Origin of the sequence: Pseudomonas sp. LAMO17WK12:I1 (assembly GCF_900177315.1) — a bacterium.
GTDB classification, from domain to species: domain Bacteria; phylum Pseudomonadota; class Gammaproteobacteria; order Pseudomonadales; family Pseudomonadaceae; genus Aquipseudomonas; species Aquipseudomonas marginalis.
In genome coordinates this window covers 94447-109969 of record NZ_FWZV01000008.1, presented here as the reverse complement: position 1 = coordinate 109969, position 15523 = coordinate 94447, and the positions used below count along the sequence as shown (strand labels likewise).

Genomic DNA, 15523 nt, shown 5'->3' with positions numbered 1-15523 from the left:
TGTAAGGAAGCCCGATGCCTGATCCTGTTGCTGCCAGCTTGCGTCTAGCGCCCGAAGCGCTGACTCGCCCTTTCTCCGCTGAACAGTTCAGCTTCTCGACCACCAATGATTTGGAGCCCTTTCGCGGTGTGCTTGGCCAGGAACGTGCGGTTGAAGCGTTGCAGTTCGGTGTGGCCATGCCGCGCCCCGGTTACAACGTATTTGTCATGGGCGAGCCGGGCACCGGCCGCTTTTCGTTCGTCAAACGCTACCTGAAAGCCGAGGGCAAGCGCCTGCAGACCCCGGCGGACTGGGTCTATGTGAACAATTTTGACGAGCCTCGCGAACCCCGCGCCCTGGAATTGCCAGGCGGCGGTGCGGCCGCGTTCATTGCCGATATCAATGGCCTGGTCGACAACCTCGTCGCGACCTTCCCGGCGGTGTTCGAACACCCGACTTATCAACAGCGCAAGAGTGCCATCGACCGTGCCTTCAACCAGCGCTATGACAAGGCCCTGGACGTGATCGAGCGCCTGGCCCTGGAAAAGGACGTGGCGCTGTACCGCGACAGCTCAAATATCGCCTTCACCCCGATGCTCGACGGCAAGGCCCTGGATGAGGCCGAGTTCTCGCAGCTGCCGGAAGTGGATCGCGAGCGTTTCCACACGGATATTTCCGAGCTGGAAGAACGCCTCAACGAGGAGTTGGCCAGCCTGCCCCAGTGGAAGCGCGAGTCCAACAACCAACTGCGTCAGTTCAACGAAGAAACCATCACCCTGGCCTTGCAGCCTTTGCTCGCACCGCTGTCGGAAAAGTACGCGGAGAACGCCGGTGTCTGCGGTTATCTGCAGGCCATGCAGGTGTACCTGCTGAAAACCGTGGTCGAGCAACTGGTGGACGACGCCAAGACCGACGCCCAGGCCCGCAAGCTGCTCGAAGAGCAATACTGCCCGAGCCTGGTGGTGGGCCATGCGGTCAACGGTGGCGCGCCGGTGGTGTTTGAACCGCACCCGACCTACGACAACCTGTTCGGCCGTATCGAATACAGCACCGACCAGGGCGCGCTGTACACCACCTATCGGCAGTTACGCCCAGGTGCGTTGCACCGTGCCAACGGCGGGTTTCTGATTCTTGAAGCCGAGAAGATGCTCAGCGAGCCGTTTGTGTGGGACGCCCTCAAGCGTTCCCTGCAGTCGCGCAAGCTGAAGATGGAATCGCCCCTGGGCGAACTGGGCCGCCTGGCCACCGTGACCCTTAACCCGCAGATGATCCCGTTGCAGGTCAAGGTCATCATCATCGGTTCGCGCCAGTTGTATTACGCGCTGCAGGACGCCGATCCGGACTTCCAGGAGATGTTCCGGGTGCTGGTGGATTTCGACGAAGACATCCCGATGGTGGACGAGAGCCTGGAGCAGTTCGCCCAGTTGCTCAAGACCCGCACTTCGGAAGAAGGCATGGCGCCGCTGACTTCGGACGCGGTGGCGCGCCTGGCCACCTACAGCGCACGGCTGGCGGAGCACCAGGGCCGTTTGTCGGCACGTATTGGGGATTTGTTCCAGCTGGTCAGCGAAGCGGACTTTATCCGGCACCTGGCGGGCGATGAGATGACCGATGCGGGCCATATCGAGCGCGCGCTGAAGGCCAAGGCCACGCGTACCGGGCGGGTGTCGGCGCGGATTCTCGACGATATGCTCGCCGGGGTGATCCTGATCGACACCGCCGGCGCGGCGGTCGGCAAGTGCAATGGGCTGACGGTGCTGGAGGTCGGTGACTCGGCGTTCGGGGTGCCGGCGCGGATTTCCGCCACGGTGTACCCGGGCGGCAGCGGCATCGTCGACATCGAGCGTGAAGTTAACCTCGGGCAGCCGATCCACTCCAAGGGCGTGATGATCCTCACCGGTTACCTGGGCAGCCGCTATGCCCAGGAATTTCCGCTGGCGATCTCGGCGAGTATCGCGCTGGAGCAGTCCTACGGTTACGTGGACGGTGACAGCGCGTCCCTGGGCGAGGCCTGCACGTTGATCTCGGCCTTGTCGAAGACGCCGCTCAAGCAGTGCTTTGCGATCACCGGTTCGATCAACCAGTTTGGTGAAGTGCAGGCCGTGGGCGGGGTCAACGAGAAGATCGAAGGCTTCTTCCGCCTGTGCGAAGCCCGCGGTTTGACCGGCGAGCAAGGGGCGATCATTCCCCAGGCGAACGTGGCCACGTTGATGCTGGATGAAAAGGTGTTGCAGGCCGTGCGCGCCGGGCAATTCCACATCTATGCGGTGCGTCAGGCCGACGAGGCATTGAGCCTGCTGGTGGGCGAGGATGCCGGTGAGCCGGACGCCGAGGGGCAGTTCCCGGAAGGCACGGTCAATGCCCGCGTGGTCGAGCGCTTGCGCGCGATTGCCGAGATGATCAGCGAGGAAGACCTGAAGGACGCGGAGAAGGAACTGGCGCAGCAGGCGCTGGCCGAAGCCAAGCCCACCTGAGTTCTGAGGCCAGGCCGGATCAAACATGTGGGAGGGGGCTTGCTCCCGATTGCGATGGGTCAGTCATGTAGATGTCGACTGACACACTGCATCGGGAGCAAGCCCCCTCCCACATTTGGATCTGGTTACGTCACTAAATTGACGTCCTTCTGAGGGGCCAACGCCCGTTGGTCCCTACAGCCTTGGTTTGTCATGTTTTTATTCTATTCTGAGCCTTAGGGATATCCACAGGAGTCGCTGGATAGAAACAGCCTCGCCATAGGTTGAGGCTGAACACCGATCTACCGAGGGTCGCCGCCATGCCGCGCAACCTTTGCCTTACCCGCCAGTGCTTCGGCCTGGTTACCCGAATCGAATGTTCCGTTCGCCCGCTCGCGGGGGATAACGGGATGTGGACCTTGTTGTTTGCCGCCGGAATGACGGGTGAACAGCCTTCCACAATCAAGTCCCAGGGCCCGTTTCATGGGCCCTTCGTGGCAGAAAGCATGCTGCAATCGATCGTCGACAGCCTGACCCTGCACGGCTATGAGCTGGCGGGTGACCCGCAGATCTGGTGCCTGCACATGCAGGCCCATCTGCGGCAGCTCAATGGCAGCCATGAGCAACTGGCGCTGTAGGCGCGGTTATTTGCTCTCGGGTTTGTCCAGCTTGACCTCAAAGCCGTATTGCACGGTACTGAGGTCGGTGCGCTGGTAGCTTTCCAGTGCGGTCGGCTGGCCGTAGAAGTAATGCACGTCAAACAAGGCCGTGCCGTATTCCTCGGCGCGGTGGCTGACGCCGAGGATTTCCTTGAGGTAGTTGCCGCTGGCGTCCTTGGCATAGAAGCGCCAGCTGTCGGCCGGGAACTCCTTTTGGTCGACGATCAGTGCGTTGTCCTTGAGTGATAAACCCTTGGGCAGCTTGGCCGCATCGATGTCACCTTTCTCGATAGTCGCCAGGAACAGCGGGATCGAACCCACCACAAACGCCGGGTTTTCCGGGAACAGGTTGAGGTCGTAGGTGAGGGTGCCGCGGGCCGGGTTCAATTCATACGCCTCGGTCGGTAACTCGATGGGCTCGCCGCGTTCACCTTTCTCATCGGCAGTGAAAAACGTCACCGGTGATTCGCTGCTGTTGCGCTCGCTGCCCACCAGGTCGTCATTGAAGGTGAATGGGTGGTCGAACACGATATGGGCGGCGCTGGCGTCTTCGACGGACTGGCTGATGGTGACGCTGTTCTTCAGTTGTTCCTCGGTCAACGAGGCGTCCTTGAGCCAGCTGGCGGCGCCGTCGTCGTACACGGTGACCGGCATGGGCAAGGCTTGTACGGTTTTTTCCAGGCTGTTCTTGTCGAAGCGCAGGACCGGCAGGTCGAGGTCCTTGCGCGTGACCGTGGCCGTGGAGAAATCCAGCACATTGATCTGCAGGGTGTCGATCAGGCCATTGAAATAGACCTTGGCGTAATGGCTGCTCTGCTTGTGTTCGAAGGCTTTCTGCTCATCGACCAGTTGCTTTTCAAACCCATCGGACCAGGCCTTCTGTTTTTGCATCTCGGCCAACTGTTTCTGGTAGAACTCGACTTGCGCGCTGCTTTCGTTGATCGAACCCGAGCGTGTGAGGAATTGTCCGGTGCCGTCCCGTGCCTGTACCAGCAAGGGGTTGGGCGATTCGTCACCCACTTCGGGGGCCAGTGGTTGGCTGTTGGTCAGTTCGATTTCGGCGTAGTTCTTTTCCAGGAGCAGCAGGTTGACGGTGATATTGCCTTCGGTGCGTTTGTGGCCGACGTCCTTTTTCGACAAGTCGAAGGTCAGCACTTTGCCCGGTGCGATCACTTCCACTGCGCCTTTGAGGCGAACGGGTTGCGGCTGGCTTTTGTTTTCCGTCTCGATGCCATCGATAAACGGGTAGGTGACCGTCAGGTCATCCGGGTTGGTCAGGTTGGAGCTGCTGGGGCTCAACTGGATGCCGGGATCGGTTTCCGACCATTCCGGCTGGAACGGCACGACCTTGTTGTTGCTTAAGGTGACGGACTGCCATTCCAGGCCGTGGGGGAAGGGGAACTGGTCCGGCACATTGAAGTTGAACGGGAAGACCGGCTGCAGATCGGTCAGGTAGTCGGAATGTGAGGCTTTGCGCAGTACGAACAAGCCATTGATGTAGGTGTCCACCAGCCCTTGCGGCGTGGGGTAGTGCTTGAGCAGCGCGAGGGTGTCCTCGCCGTATTCGGCCTCGATGGGCTTGGTGGCGAGCTTGACCCGCGCCCGTTCCAGCAGCAGCAGCGAGCCGCCGAGGTCGGCAATGGCGTCGCGCAGTTTCGGATCCTGGATGCTGTCGAGGGACTGCTCGAACTTCGCGGTTTTCTCTTCGAGGGTGGCCTGTTTCTGCTCATCGCTTGGGGAACAGCCGCCGGCCAGCAACAAGGCGGCGCACAGGCCAACGCTGGCCAAAGGGGATCGCACATCCATCATCTGAGTTTTTTCCTGTCCGACGTCATCGAGCCGAGTTATTGGGCTCGACACTAGCAGAAAAATTCTCTTACAGATGCCGCCCAGGTCAGTTTTCTCGTGGTTACAGGTGTCTTATAGCGGCTGGTATACTCGCCGCCATTTCTAGCCATGCTGTGTGAGATCCAATGGAACGCTTTATCGAAAATGCTATGTACGCCTCGCGCTGGCTGCTGGCGCCTATCTATTTCGGCCTGTCCCTCGGGTTGCTGGCGCTGGCGCTGAAATTCTTCCAGGAAGTGATTCACTTGCTGCCGAGCGTGTTCTCGATGGCCGAGTCCGAGCTGATCCTGGTGCTGCTGTCGTTGATCGACATGGCCCTGGTCGGCGGCTTGCTGGTGATGGTGATGATTTCCGGCTACGAGAACTTCGTCTCGCAGCTGGACATCGATGAAAACAAGGAAAAGCTCAACTGGCTGGGCACCATGGACTCTTCGTCGCTGAAGATGAAAGTGGCGGCCTCCATCGTGGCGATTTCCTCCATCCATTTGCTGCGCATCTTCATGGACGCCAAGAACGTCGATCCGCAACACCTGATGTGGTACGTGATCATTCACATGACCTTCGTGATCTCGGCCTTCGCCATGGGTTACCTGGACAAGGTCACCAAGCACTGATGCCCCGCGCTGGCCTTACTGCTCGATGAAGTAGTAGGGCTGGCGGTTGATGGCTATCTCCTTGATCACCGTGACCTTGGTGGTCAAGTCGTTGGTATGGTCCAGCAGCGCGACGTTGCCGGGCTTGGCGGTCAAAAAGCGCTGAAGCTCGGCTTCGGTCTGCAGGATCGGTAGGTAGGCCTGGGTGTAGAACACGCTGGCGCCGGCGATCCGCTCATTGGGCTGAAACAACACCACCTCCTTGCCTTCGGCTTGCAGTGCCTGGATCTGACTGATCAACGGCACGAACGACTGGCGCACGTCGGCTTTGGGCGCGAACCAGAAAGCAGCGATCAGGTAGCACGCCACTGCCAGGGTAAAAACGCCGCCAATCACGCGGCGGTGATAGGCGTACAACGCCGGCTTGTGATCCTTCAGCCATTTCAGCAGCACCCGCACATATTCCGCAGCCAGTACAGCGGCGGCCGGTGTCAGGGCCATCAGGTAAACCGTGCGCTTGCTTGAGGCCAGCGTCAGCAGGGTGAATTGCGCCACCAGCCATACGCTGAAAAACAGGCGGTAGCGGTTACGCACCAGGCTTTTCCGGAAGTGCCACAGGCCCAGGTACACCAGGATATTCCACGGCAGGAAGGCCTCGGGCAGCTTGGCGATGTAGTAGTAGAACGGCTCGTAATGCCCGGCCTCCACGAACGAGCCGCTGAAGCGCCCGACGCTGTTGGTCCACAGCACTTCGCCCACGGCCTGCATCCCGCCGCGCTGGAACAGGAAGCACAACCAGATCATCAGCGGCACCAATGCCAGCAGGGTGAACAGCGCCGGCTTGAGCCAGTCGGCGAGGCGCAGGCGCCTGTCCATCAGGCTGGTGCTGGCCAGGTACACGAAAATCACGATGCCCGGCATCGCCAGGCCCAGTACGCCTTTGCTCAAGGTGGCGATCACCATGCCGGCGGTAAACAGCGCCCAGGCCCAGGTCGTCGAGCTTTGGCGCTCGGACTCAGGCCGCATCGCCTGGTAGAACGCCAGCAGCGCGGTGGTCACGCCGAGGCTGAGCAGTGAGTCTTCCCCCACGCCGCGCACATTGCTCCAGTAGCTGGCCATGGTCGCCAGGATCAGCGCCGCACTGAAGGCCAATGTTTTCGGGCGCCCGAACCGGCGCAGCATTCCATAGAACAGCATCACGCTGAACAGACCGGCAAATGCCGACGCCAGGCGGACCGCCCCAGGCGTTCCGCCGAACAGGCGAATCGCTCCGGCGTCCAGCCACAGGCTCAGGGGTGGTTTTTCCAGGAAGGGTTCACGAAACAGTTGCGGCACGACCCAGTCATTGTCCAGGTGCATGGCCATGGCGATCCCCGCGACGCGGGCCTCGGTGGAGCCTTGCAGTTCGTGGTTTCCCAGGGCAAAGAAGAACAACAGAGCAGCAAGCAGGAGCAGCAGGGGAGCGGGGCGCGTCATGGAGTCTGGCTACCGAGGCAGAAGGCCGTTCGGGAGAACGGCTCGCAATCGGTGAGTATAGGGAGGCGATTCTTAATATTTCATGAATGGGAGTGGGTTTATAGCGCTGGGCCAGGAGGTTGATGTCCCCCCCTGGCTTCGCGTGAGGCATTACGAGGCTTTGACTTTGAAGCGGCTCAGGCCCTGTTGCATGGAACTGGCCCGTTCCGACAGGTTCTTGGCCGCCACCGCGCATTGTTGGGAGTTGACCTGATTCTGCTGGGTGACTTCATCGATCTGCTCCAGGCCGATGCTCGCCTGCTGCAGGCCGGAAGCCTGTTCACTGGAGGCTTGGTAGATCAACGACACCAGGCTGGACACCGTGCTGGTGCCGCTGACGATATTTCTCAACGAGTCGGCTGTGCGGCCGGCGATGATCATGCCGCGCTGGGTCTTGGTCGAGGAGTCGGCAATCAGCGCGGCGGTTTGCTGGGCGGCTTCGGCGCTGCGGGCGGCGAGGCTCCTGACCTCATCGGCGACCACCGCAAAGCCACGGCCCAGTTCGCCGGCACGGGCGGCCTCGATGGCCGCGTTCAGCGCCAGCAGATTGGTTTGAGCGGCGATGTTGTCGATGGTGGTGATAATGGCCGTGATGTCTTTGCCCGAGTTGTCGATTTCCGCCATGGCGGCGATCAATTCACTCATCAACTTGTCACTTTCCCCGGCGTCGGCGCGGGAAGCCTGGGATTGCTCGTCGGCCTTCTTCGCATTGGCGGCGTTGTCGGTGGTTTGCGCTGCCATCTGGGTCATCACCGCACTGATTTCCGTGATGGACGAGGCAGAATTGGACGCGCCGTCGGACAGCGACTGGCTCAACTCGGTGACCTGCGCGGAACTGCCGGTGATTTGCGTGGCGCTGGCCTGCACCTGGGAAATCAAGGTGTTCAGGTTGCCGACCATTTTTTCCAACGACTTGCCCAGGGTGTCATTGGGCGAGGACAGGCGCACTTCCAGATCCAGGTCCCCTTCGGAAATTCGCTCGGCTACGCGCACCTGGCGTTGCAGGCTTTCCGACATATCGTTCAAGGCAAAGGACAACTGGCCCACTTCATCTTCAGATTTTTGCACCAGCCGGCGCGAGAAATCCCCCAGGCTGATGTTGGCGGCCAGGGCTGCGGCTTCACGAATCGGACCGACGATTTTCGCCGTGGCGAACCACAGCGCCAGCAATGCCAGCAAGGAGATACCCACGCCGACCGAGACCTGCCAGATGCTGCTCTTGACGCCGCGTGACTGCAGTTCCTGCTCCAGGGCAATGGCCTGGCTCATGACCACCGCCTTGGGCAGATGGATCACGATCGCCCAGGGCTTGCCGGTGCGGCCCAGGTTGATCGGCATCTGCACTTCGATTTCCTGTGAGTCCGGGTTGAGCCGACTGTCTCCCTGGCCCTTCTGTACATTGGCCAACACTTTTTCCCATGTGCCGGGCAGCAAGGCTTTCAGCGACTGGCCGATGAGCTCCGGGCGTTTACTATCGGCCACCACCAACCCTTGATTGCTCAGGATCGACACCGAGCCTTTGCCGCCATACAGGTCGGCGGACATTTGTTCGCTGAGTTTCTGGATAAACGAAATGTCGAAGTCTGCACCGACCACGCCGTAGAACTTGCCATTGGCGATGATCGGTACCGACAGCGTGGTCAGCCATACATTTTTGCCCTGCACCACGTAGGGAAGCGGGTCGAGCACGCTTTCTTTCTGGGTGTCCCGCGGGCCGGAATACCAGCCGCCCTTCAACACACCGTTGGGGTGGCGGGCATCGGAATCGTACTCAACCAGCGGTTGCACGGCGATATGGCCGTCTGAACTGCGTGTCCAGTAAGGCGTGAAGCGGCCCGTCAGCGGGTTGTTACCGCCCTCATTGATACGAAAGGCTTGATCCTGGCCGTCCAGCGCATCGGGCTCCCAACATGAATACGTGCCGTTGAAGTCAGGGTTGTCCTTGAGCACGCTGAGCAGCATCGCATTGATCTGCTCGCGGCCCAGGCTCAGCGGGCTCTGGGCACTTTTACTCGCTCCCAGGGTATTGGCCATTGTGCGGGCCGAATCCAAGGCGTTTTGCAGTTTTGCCTGGATGGCATTGGCACGCGCCTCAGCCAGGTTTTGCACTTCGCGGATAGTGGCGCTTTCAATCAGGGTTGAAACTTCAGCACCTACATAGGCCTGGTTGGCGTTCGAGGAATAGAGGCCATACAGCACCAGGCTCGCACAGGAGATAAACAGGCAGAGTCCGGCGGTGAAGCAAATTCGAGTCTGCAGTGAGTTGAATTTCATGATATTTCCTGCCCATGCTAATAGTCGCCAACATCATCGAATGTCGACATTCCGGTACTTTCTTTGCACAAGGCATAGTGTTTTATCATTGGCTGCTTAGGCATATACATGCGGTACAGCGCTGGGTGTTGCTTAGTGCTCTTTGGGCGTCTCTTCATCGAGCCATAAACGGTCGGTGTTTTTAAAACCGTAACGCTGGTGCGGCACCCTCGCGACAATCCGGTCGGGTTGTGCGGGATCACTCAGGTCTATTATTTTCGGCGTTACATAGATATTCAGAACGGGCAGGAAAAACACTTTTATTTTTGGCGTCAATAAAGAATCAGGATGTTGTTCTATGACTACGCCGATACTGCCACTTTTCAATTGAACGATAGAACCGATCGGGTAAATACCCACGGACTTTAAAAACGCACGAAATACCTCGTCATCAAAGTGTCCGTCCCATGTGGACATCTGCTGGATGGCGACGGCGGGGTCCCAGCCCTGGTTGTAGGAACGGTCCGAGGTGATTGCATCGTAGACATCGCATACCGCCGCCATCCGGGCCACCAGGCTGATCTGGTCACCCGCCAACTGATGGGGGTAGCCGGTACCGTCGACTTTTTCGTGGTGATGCAGGCACACATCCACGACCATTTCGCACATCTGCGAGGCCGCCAGCAGGGTTTTCTCCCCCTCCAGTGGATGGGTGCGCACCAACTGCAATTCGTCACTGCTCAACCGGCCAGGCTTGTTGAGGACGGCACCTGGTATGGCCATTTTGCCGATGTCGTGCAGCAACCCGGCCATCCCGACCCGACGAATCAGTGCGGAGGACAGGCCCAATTGATTGCCCAGGGCAATCATCAACGCACACACGGCGACCGAATGCATGTAGGTGTAGTCGTCGATGCTTTTAAGGCGTGCCAGGCTGATAAAGGCATTGGGATGGCGGGCGATCGAGCTCGAAATGTCGTCCACCAGTGCACTGACGTCTTCAAGCTCCAGGGCCCGGCCCATGCGGGCATGGCCGAACATTTCGACAACGGCGGTCTTGGCGCGGCTACAGATTTCCTGTGCGGCGACCAACTCGTCCTGCATGGAGGTGGGGACGACGGCGATGACCGGAGCAGCTGTTGGGGGCTGGGTGGCTGGCGGAGCGCCGCAGCCCAGGGCGCACGGCCCCTCTGAAGGTGCACCGCCCCGCCAGAAGGGCTTTGCCTCGCCGTCAGGCGACTGCAGATTAAGTTCATTGCACTTCAACATGGTATGCCCTCTGTTGATGTTCTTCTTATATGTATCTCATCAGCCTCCCTGGCTTGAGCAGTGTTGTCTTACCTTTCAGATCGGGCTCGCGGCTTTGATACGCGCGACTACGCGGCCTGCCAGGTCATCCGGGCGAAACTTCGCCAGGAAGTCATCGGCTCCGACTTTCTTGACCATGGCCTGGTTGAAACCGCCCGACAGGGAGGTGTGCAGCACGATATGCAACTTGGCCATGCGCGGGTCACCGCGGATTTCGGCGGTCAGGGTATAACCGTCCATTTCCGGCATTTCGATGTCCGAAATCATCATCAGGAATTCCTCATGCGGGTTGCGCCCCTCGTCGAGCATGGCCCGAAGGTAATCCAGCGCCTGGCGCCCATCGTTCAAGGCGACCACCTCGACGCCTACCGTCTCCAGGCAGCGGGTCACCTGTTTACGCGCCACCATCGAGTCGTCCACGGTCAACACACGCAGATGCCTGGCCTGTTGAGTGACCGCGTCATCCACCACGCCGACGGATATTTCCTCGGACGAGGGCGAGATTTCCGTCAGCACCTTTTCCACGTCGATGATTTCGACCAGACGATCATCGGTACGGGTAACGGCCGTCAGGTAATTGTTGTCGCCGCTGCCCTTGGGGGGCGGATGAATATCTTCCCAGTTCAAATTGACGATGTGTTCAACCGCATACACCAGGAAGCCCTGAACGCGGTTGTTGTACTCCGTAAGTATAATAAAGGCGCTTTCTTTATCCGTGATCCCGGGCAGCCCCGTTGCCATCGCGAGGTCTAGAATAGGAATGCAAGCGCCGCGTATATTGGCAACGCCACAAATGTTGTTATTAGACTTTGGTAGTAGAGATAACTTGGGGCAGCGGATAACTTCCCGAACTTTAAAGACGTTGATTCCGTACAGCTGTTGGTCGTTGAAGCGGAATAGCAATAATTCCAGCCTGTTCTGACCGACCAGTTGTGTACGGCTGTTAACGGATGCCATTACACCTGCCATACACACCCCTTGATTCTGGTTGGAACAGCGTTGATGTCGTAATGACATTAGCATATGTGGGGGAATGTAAAATATATGTGAAATAAAAATAATCGAGGGGTTTATCGTTAAAGCAACAGCGACGCGGATGATTAGCTATTCAGGCGGATGTTTGAAAATAGTTAGTTGGCTAACTTGCTGGTTTGGGAGTTGATAATGATTAAGATTGGAAAATAGCAGGGTGGATGTATGACAACAAAAGGCCGAGACGCTGAATGCGACTCGGCCTTTCTTGTTACTGGAATGCGCGCGCGTCTTGGGTGAGTACCAGCACTCGTTCGACCATCAGTTCACCTGGCACGATCAATTGTTAGGTGGCCAGTAGCTTGTGACGGTTGGCACCTTCGAACCCGAAGGCCTGGTCGGTGGTCATGGCGTTGAGTGAGGCGAGGGTTTCGCTTGCTTGAATCAGCAGGGGCTCGGGGGACCGGTGCGTAATACATGCTTCACCGCGGGATAGTCGAGCCGGAACAGATGGATCATCGTCGGGTGCTGGAAATTGCTCTACCCTTCCTCGAAAGTCTCTAAGGCATCCAGGCCGACTGGACGCCTCTGGGCACCATCAGTGCGCTGTTCCACAAGCCCGAAGGTGAGCTCTGCCCGTGGTTGTTCGAACACTTTAGCGCTGTCTAGCCAAGGTCGGTCACGAATGGAAAATACCGGTATTGAGTACACCGACAAACAACGCTGGTTTGCGCTCACCAAGATAAACACGCTCTCGGCCCTGTCACAGATCGTGCAGATAGGTACCGTCACTCCGCTGCTGTCGCTTTCGCTGGATCAGCATGGGGTCGAGCCGGCAAAGATCGGGGTGATTGTCAGTGCCTCGTGGTTGGCGATCCTGCTGCTCTACAAATGGGTTCCGCGCTTGCTGGCCCATTTGGGGCTCGTCAGGACGAATATCCTCAGCGCAGCGCTGACGATTGCCGCGCTGATCGGTATGACCTTGACTACCCATTTGGTACTGATTTTTTCGCTGAACTTCGTACTCGGTATTGGCTTGATCCTGCGCTGGATTGCCTGCGATACGTGGATCCTCGCGGTCGCCTCGAAAGACGAGCGCGGCCGGACGATCGGCGTACATGAGACCTTGATGGGCCTGGGTATTGCCGTTGGCCCGCTGCTGTTGGTGGTATTCGGCGTCGGGAGTACCGCGCCTTACTACGCCTGTGCCGTGATCGTGTTGTTATCCGGCGCGCTGGCCTTAACCCTCAAGGGCTACGATACGCGACCGCAAACCCCGGCGGAAAAACGCCATGGCAAGTTATTCAGCGTCATCCCCACGGCGCTGTGTGGTGCGTTTATCGCAGGCTTTTCGGAAACCTCATCCGTATCGTTCCTTGCCGGCTACAGCCTCTCGGCCGGTTATCTATTGACCGCCGCCACCCTGCTGATATCGGTGTTCGGCATTGGAGGCACCGTCCTGCAACTGCCGATCGGCTGGATGGCTGACCGCAGTTCCTACAAGGTCGGTCAATTAATCTGCGGCTTGATACTGTTGCTGGGCACCCTCGCTATTCCGTTCAGCCAGCCGCTCCCTTGGTTGGCGACGATTACCGTGTTCCTCTGGGGGGGCGCCATTGGCGGCATGAACACCCTGGCAGTGATCGAGGCGGGAGACCGGGTGGGCGAACATCAAGTGTCCACCGCCATGACGGCGATTGCGATGTTCTACACCTTGGGTAGCGTATTGGGTCCCATTGCCACGGGCGCCACAGTGTCCTATGTCAGCGAGCATGGGCTGATGATCTCGGTGGGGACAGTCGGTGCGGTTTTCATTGCAATGTTGATGTTGCGTAGAGTTCCTGCATCAGAGTGAATTGCGTCTGTACCTTTTTAGCGCTGTATGCCGGTTGGGCCTCTGCTGGAGATAAATTCGGAGAACGTCGTCTTCACAAGGGCAGGGGGGCTTTCCCAAGACTGGTGCTGGGCAGCCGTGAATACCAATGGAATACCAAAGCGTCTGGAACTCAAAAAGCGCTAGAAAGCGCAAAGCGGTCATCAAAACCTTGTGTTTGCTGGGTTTCAGGCACAAAAAAAGACGTCCGTGGACGTCTTTAGTTGATCAAGTGGTGGGCCGGGGTAATCTGAATCCGAAACATAACCTATTGTTTTTTGTATATTTAATTATTTTTATTTTTTGACTGGAATACTCTTTGGAATACCAAGTCCATTTGCAAGGCTCTGAGGTGTGATCGGCCAGGATTCCACTTGGTCTGAGGGGGCCAACCAAGGCAGGTAGCGCTTTAAGCTTCAGTGGTGCGCCTTTACTCCATCTCGCTCTCGCCATTTAAACCTTATGTTCGCTCGGCTCGTGGCCGGCTTTTATCAGTTCTATGCCATATTTTGCTGGTCATTAGCGGGGGACATAACTGTCCCCCATCTGTTTCCATTCGGATTCCGCGACACATTCGAACTTGCTAATGATCCCCCTTTTGGGCGGGGTTATTTCAGTCCTAAGTCAATTGGCATGTGCTCTCAGACATCGAGGAAGTGCTTACTTAAGACGCAGTAGAAAACATACGGGCAGGGAGTAGTTTGTCCAGCCATGGCTTAACATATTCGGGCCTCTCAATCCCCTTCAATATTCCGAACCGTGGTGCAACGTGGATCATCTCAAAGCTTCCGCCGCCGCTCCAAGAGGTCGTGTCAGTTACCCCTCCTGGATCTGTCCCATCAACTACGTGCGTCAGTCGAGGAACCATGAAGTCTAAGACCGTTTGAGCATTGCGCTCCGCGACTACCCATCGGCGCCCCATTTTGTGAGCAACAGCTGCCGTCGTCCCGCTGCCTCCAAAAATATCCACCACCAACTCCCCTGGGTTAGAGGCAATGTGGATGATGCGTTCGAGGAGCAGTTCAGGCTTGGGCGTATCGAACACCTCTTTATCAGGGAACATTGACAGAAGATGGCGCTTAGCATCGTCATTTGTGCCGGTATCTGATGTCCCCCAAACTGTGAATGGGACAAGGCCGCGTAACTGACTCGCAAAAAGCTTGAGACGTGGTGATCCGTCGCCGCCCTTCGGGAACCAAATCCGATCGTCTGCTATCAGGTCTCGATAAGTGGGCTCTGTGGCATACCATGAGCGGCCTCGTGGCGGACGTAGGGCTCGTCCAGATGGCGCAATGATTTCGTATTGTTGGGCGCTCCTAAAACCGGGAGCTGTAAACGGAGCATCTCCCCATGGACCTCGCGGGTCGTCATCCTTATTAAGGAGATGGGCGTTGTCCTTTACGAGCAGATTTCTAGTGGTTTTCCATTTCTTCGGCCCGCTCGGGGCGTACACAAGAATGGTGTCGTGATTTGAGGAGAACGCTGCCCGAGAGTCCCGCGTAGTCTTCTTCTGCCATATAACAGATGTCACGAATGCAGTTTCGCCGAAGACTTCGTCCATCACTGCTCGGGCACGATGCACTTCGCTGTCATCCAGATGCACCCAAATACTCGCGTCGTTGGCAAGCAGTGGGCGAATTGCAATGAGTCGGTCGCGCATCATGCTAAGCCACATCGACCTATTCATGGTGTCACGGTACTGTCGAAAATCAACCTGCGTGTTGAAGGGCGGGTCTATGTAGACGAGCCGGATGCCTCCGTCGAGGACTGATGTCCGTTGGCGCAGAGCCTCCAGAACATCGAGGCCGTCGCCAATGGCTAGTACGTTCGTCTGAGAGTCTATCGGATGGTTCGTGAGGGCCTGAACGTCAAAAGGTTCACTGAGTCGAGGATCTGTGGGCTGCACCCACTCGTAGCTACTCCCGCCTGAGGCGCGCAGTGCCAAGTCTTTGTTCGGCCAAACAAGCTGAATTTCAGACATAAAAGCTCCAGAGTTGAGACGTATCAGACGGTGATGCGTTACCTACGTCATACATCCTGTTAAAATACCTCTAGCCGATTTAACGGCAA

The 15523-nt window shown here is 58.0% G+C and carries 10 protein-coding genes and 1 pseudogene; 4 read left to right on the top strand and 7 right to left on the bottom strand.

All coding sequences use genetic code 11. The features are described 5' to 3' along the window. The first annotated feature begins 14 nt into the window (after positions 1-14). Positions 15-2453: a Lon protease family protein gene (locus tag B9N88_RS16760; RefSeq protein ID WP_027605328.1), complete on the top strand. Its 2439-nt coding sequence runs from the start codon at positions 15-17 to the stop codon at positions 2451-2453. A gap of 299 nt (positions 2454-2752) precedes the next feature. Next, positions 2753-3070 (top strand): PA4575 family protein, encoded by a 318-nt coding sequence (locus B9N88_RS16755; protein WP_027605329.1) that lies wholly within the window; start codon positions 2753-2755, stop codon positions 3068-3070. Positions 3071-3076: 6 nt separating this feature from the next. Here the strand turns inward: B9N88_RS16755 and B9N88_RS16750 are convergent, their stop codons facing one another. Beyond that, on the bottom strand, positions 3077-4900 hold the full coding sequence (locus B9N88_RS16750) for a hypothetical protein (protein ID WP_081744420.1): 1824 nt from the start codon (positions 4898-4900) through the stop codon (positions 3077-3079). A 164-nt stretch (positions 4901-5064) separates the two neighbouring features. On the opposite strand from B9N88_RS16750, the gene B9N88_RS16745 reads away from it, so the two are divergent. Further along, positions 5065-5553 carry a TIGR00645 family protein gene (locus B9N88_RS16745; RefSeq protein WP_017253710.1) on the top strand — a complete coding sequence of 163 codons (489 nt, stop codon included), beginning with the start codon at positions 5065-5067 and terminating at the stop codon, positions 5551-5553. A 15-nt stretch (positions 5554-5568) separates the two neighbouring features. Here the strand turns inward: B9N88_RS16745 and B9N88_RS16740 are convergent, their stop codons facing one another. From B9N88_RS16740 to B9N88_RS33300, 5 genes and pseudogenes are all read right to left on the bottom strand, one after another. Continuing rightward, positions 5569-7008, bottom strand: a complete 1440-nt coding sequence (locus tag B9N88_RS16740; RefSeq protein WP_027605331.1) for an ArnT family glycosyltransferase — start codon at positions 7006-7008, stop codon at positions 5569-5571. Between the two features lie 150 nt (positions 7009-7158). Beyond that, positions 7159-9321 carry a methyl-accepting chemotaxis protein gene (locus B9N88_RS16735; RefSeq protein WP_027605332.1) on the bottom strand — a complete coding sequence of 721 codons (2163 nt, stop codon included), beginning with the start codon at positions 9319-9321 and terminating at the stop codon, positions 7159-7161. A gap of 132 nt (positions 9322-9453) precedes the next feature. Continuing rightward, positions 9454-10569, bottom strand: a complete 1116-nt coding sequence (locus tag B9N88_RS16730; RefSeq protein WP_081744421.1) for an HD-GYP domain-containing protein — start codon at positions 10567-10569, stop codon at positions 9454-9456. Positions 10570-10644: 75 nt separating this feature from the next. Continuing rightward, positions 10645-11577 (bottom strand): chemotaxis protein CheV, encoded by a 933-nt coding sequence (locus B9N88_RS16725; RefSeq protein WP_027605334.1) that lies wholly within the window; start codon positions 11575-11577, stop codon positions 10645-10647. 352 nt (positions 11578-11929) lie between these two features. Beyond that, a pseudogene (locus B9N88_RS33300) lies at positions 11930-12055 on the bottom strand (DUF6124 family protein); the annotation flags it as partial. Positions 12056-12265: 210 nt separating this feature from the next. Here B9N88_RS33300 and B9N88_RS16715 point away from each other — a divergent pair. Further along, positions 12266-13435, top strand: a complete 1170-nt coding sequence (locus B9N88_RS16715; protein WP_027605335.1) for an MFS transporter — start codon at positions 12266-12268, stop codon at positions 13433-13435. A gap of 682 nt (positions 13436-14117) precedes the next feature. Here B9N88_RS16715 and B9N88_RS16710 read toward each other — a convergent pair. After that, the gene (locus B9N88_RS16710) at positions 14118-15434 is read right to left on the bottom strand and encodes a site-specific DNA-methyltransferase (RefSeq protein WP_027605336.1); all 1317 of its coding nucleotides are present in this window, start codon (positions 15432-15434) and stop codon (positions 14118-14120) included. Positions 15435-15523 lie beyond the last annotated feature (89 nt).

Excerpts from the sequence above, each read along its gene's own strand:
- B9N88_RS16760 (WP_027605328.1), top strand. The coding sequence starts at position 15 with ATGCCTGATCCTGTTGCTGCCAGCTTGCGTCTAGCGCCCGAAGCGCTG.
- B9N88_RS16755 (WP_027605329.1), top strand. The coding sequence starts at position 2,753 with ATGCCGCGCAACCTTTGCCTTACCCGCCAGTGCTTCGGCCTGGTTACC.
- B9N88_RS16750 (WP_081744420.1), bottom strand. The coding sequence starts at position 4,900 with ATGATGGATGTGCGATCCCCTTTGGCCAGCGTTGGCCTGTGCGCCGCC.
- B9N88_RS16745 (WP_017253710.1), top strand. The coding sequence starts at position 5,065 with ATGGAACGCTTTATCGAAAATGCTATGTACGCCTCGCGCTGGCTGCTG.
- B9N88_RS16740 (WP_027605331.1), bottom strand. The coding sequence starts at position 7,008 with ATGACGCGCCCCGCTCCCCTGCTGCTCCTGCTTGCTGCTCTGTTGTTC.
- B9N88_RS16735 (WP_027605332.1), bottom strand. The coding sequence starts at position 9,321 with ATGAAATTCAACTCACTGCAGACTCGAATTTGCTTCACCGCCGGACTC.
- B9N88_RS16730 (WP_081744421.1), bottom strand. The coding sequence starts at position 10,569 with ATGTTGAAGTGCAATGAACTTAATCTGCAGTCGCCTGACGGCGAGGCA.
- B9N88_RS16725 (WP_027605334.1), bottom strand. The coding sequence starts at position 11,577 with ATGGCAGGTGTAATGGCATCCGTTAACAGCCGTACACAACTGGTCGGT.
- B9N88_RS16715 (WP_027605335.1), top strand. The coding sequence starts at position 12,266 with ATGGAAAATACCGGTATTGAGTACACCGACAAACAACGCTGGTTTGCG.
- B9N88_RS16710 (WP_027605336.1), bottom strand. The coding sequence starts at position 15,434 with ATGTCTGAAATTCAGCTTGTTTGGCCGAACAAAGACTTGGCACTGCGC.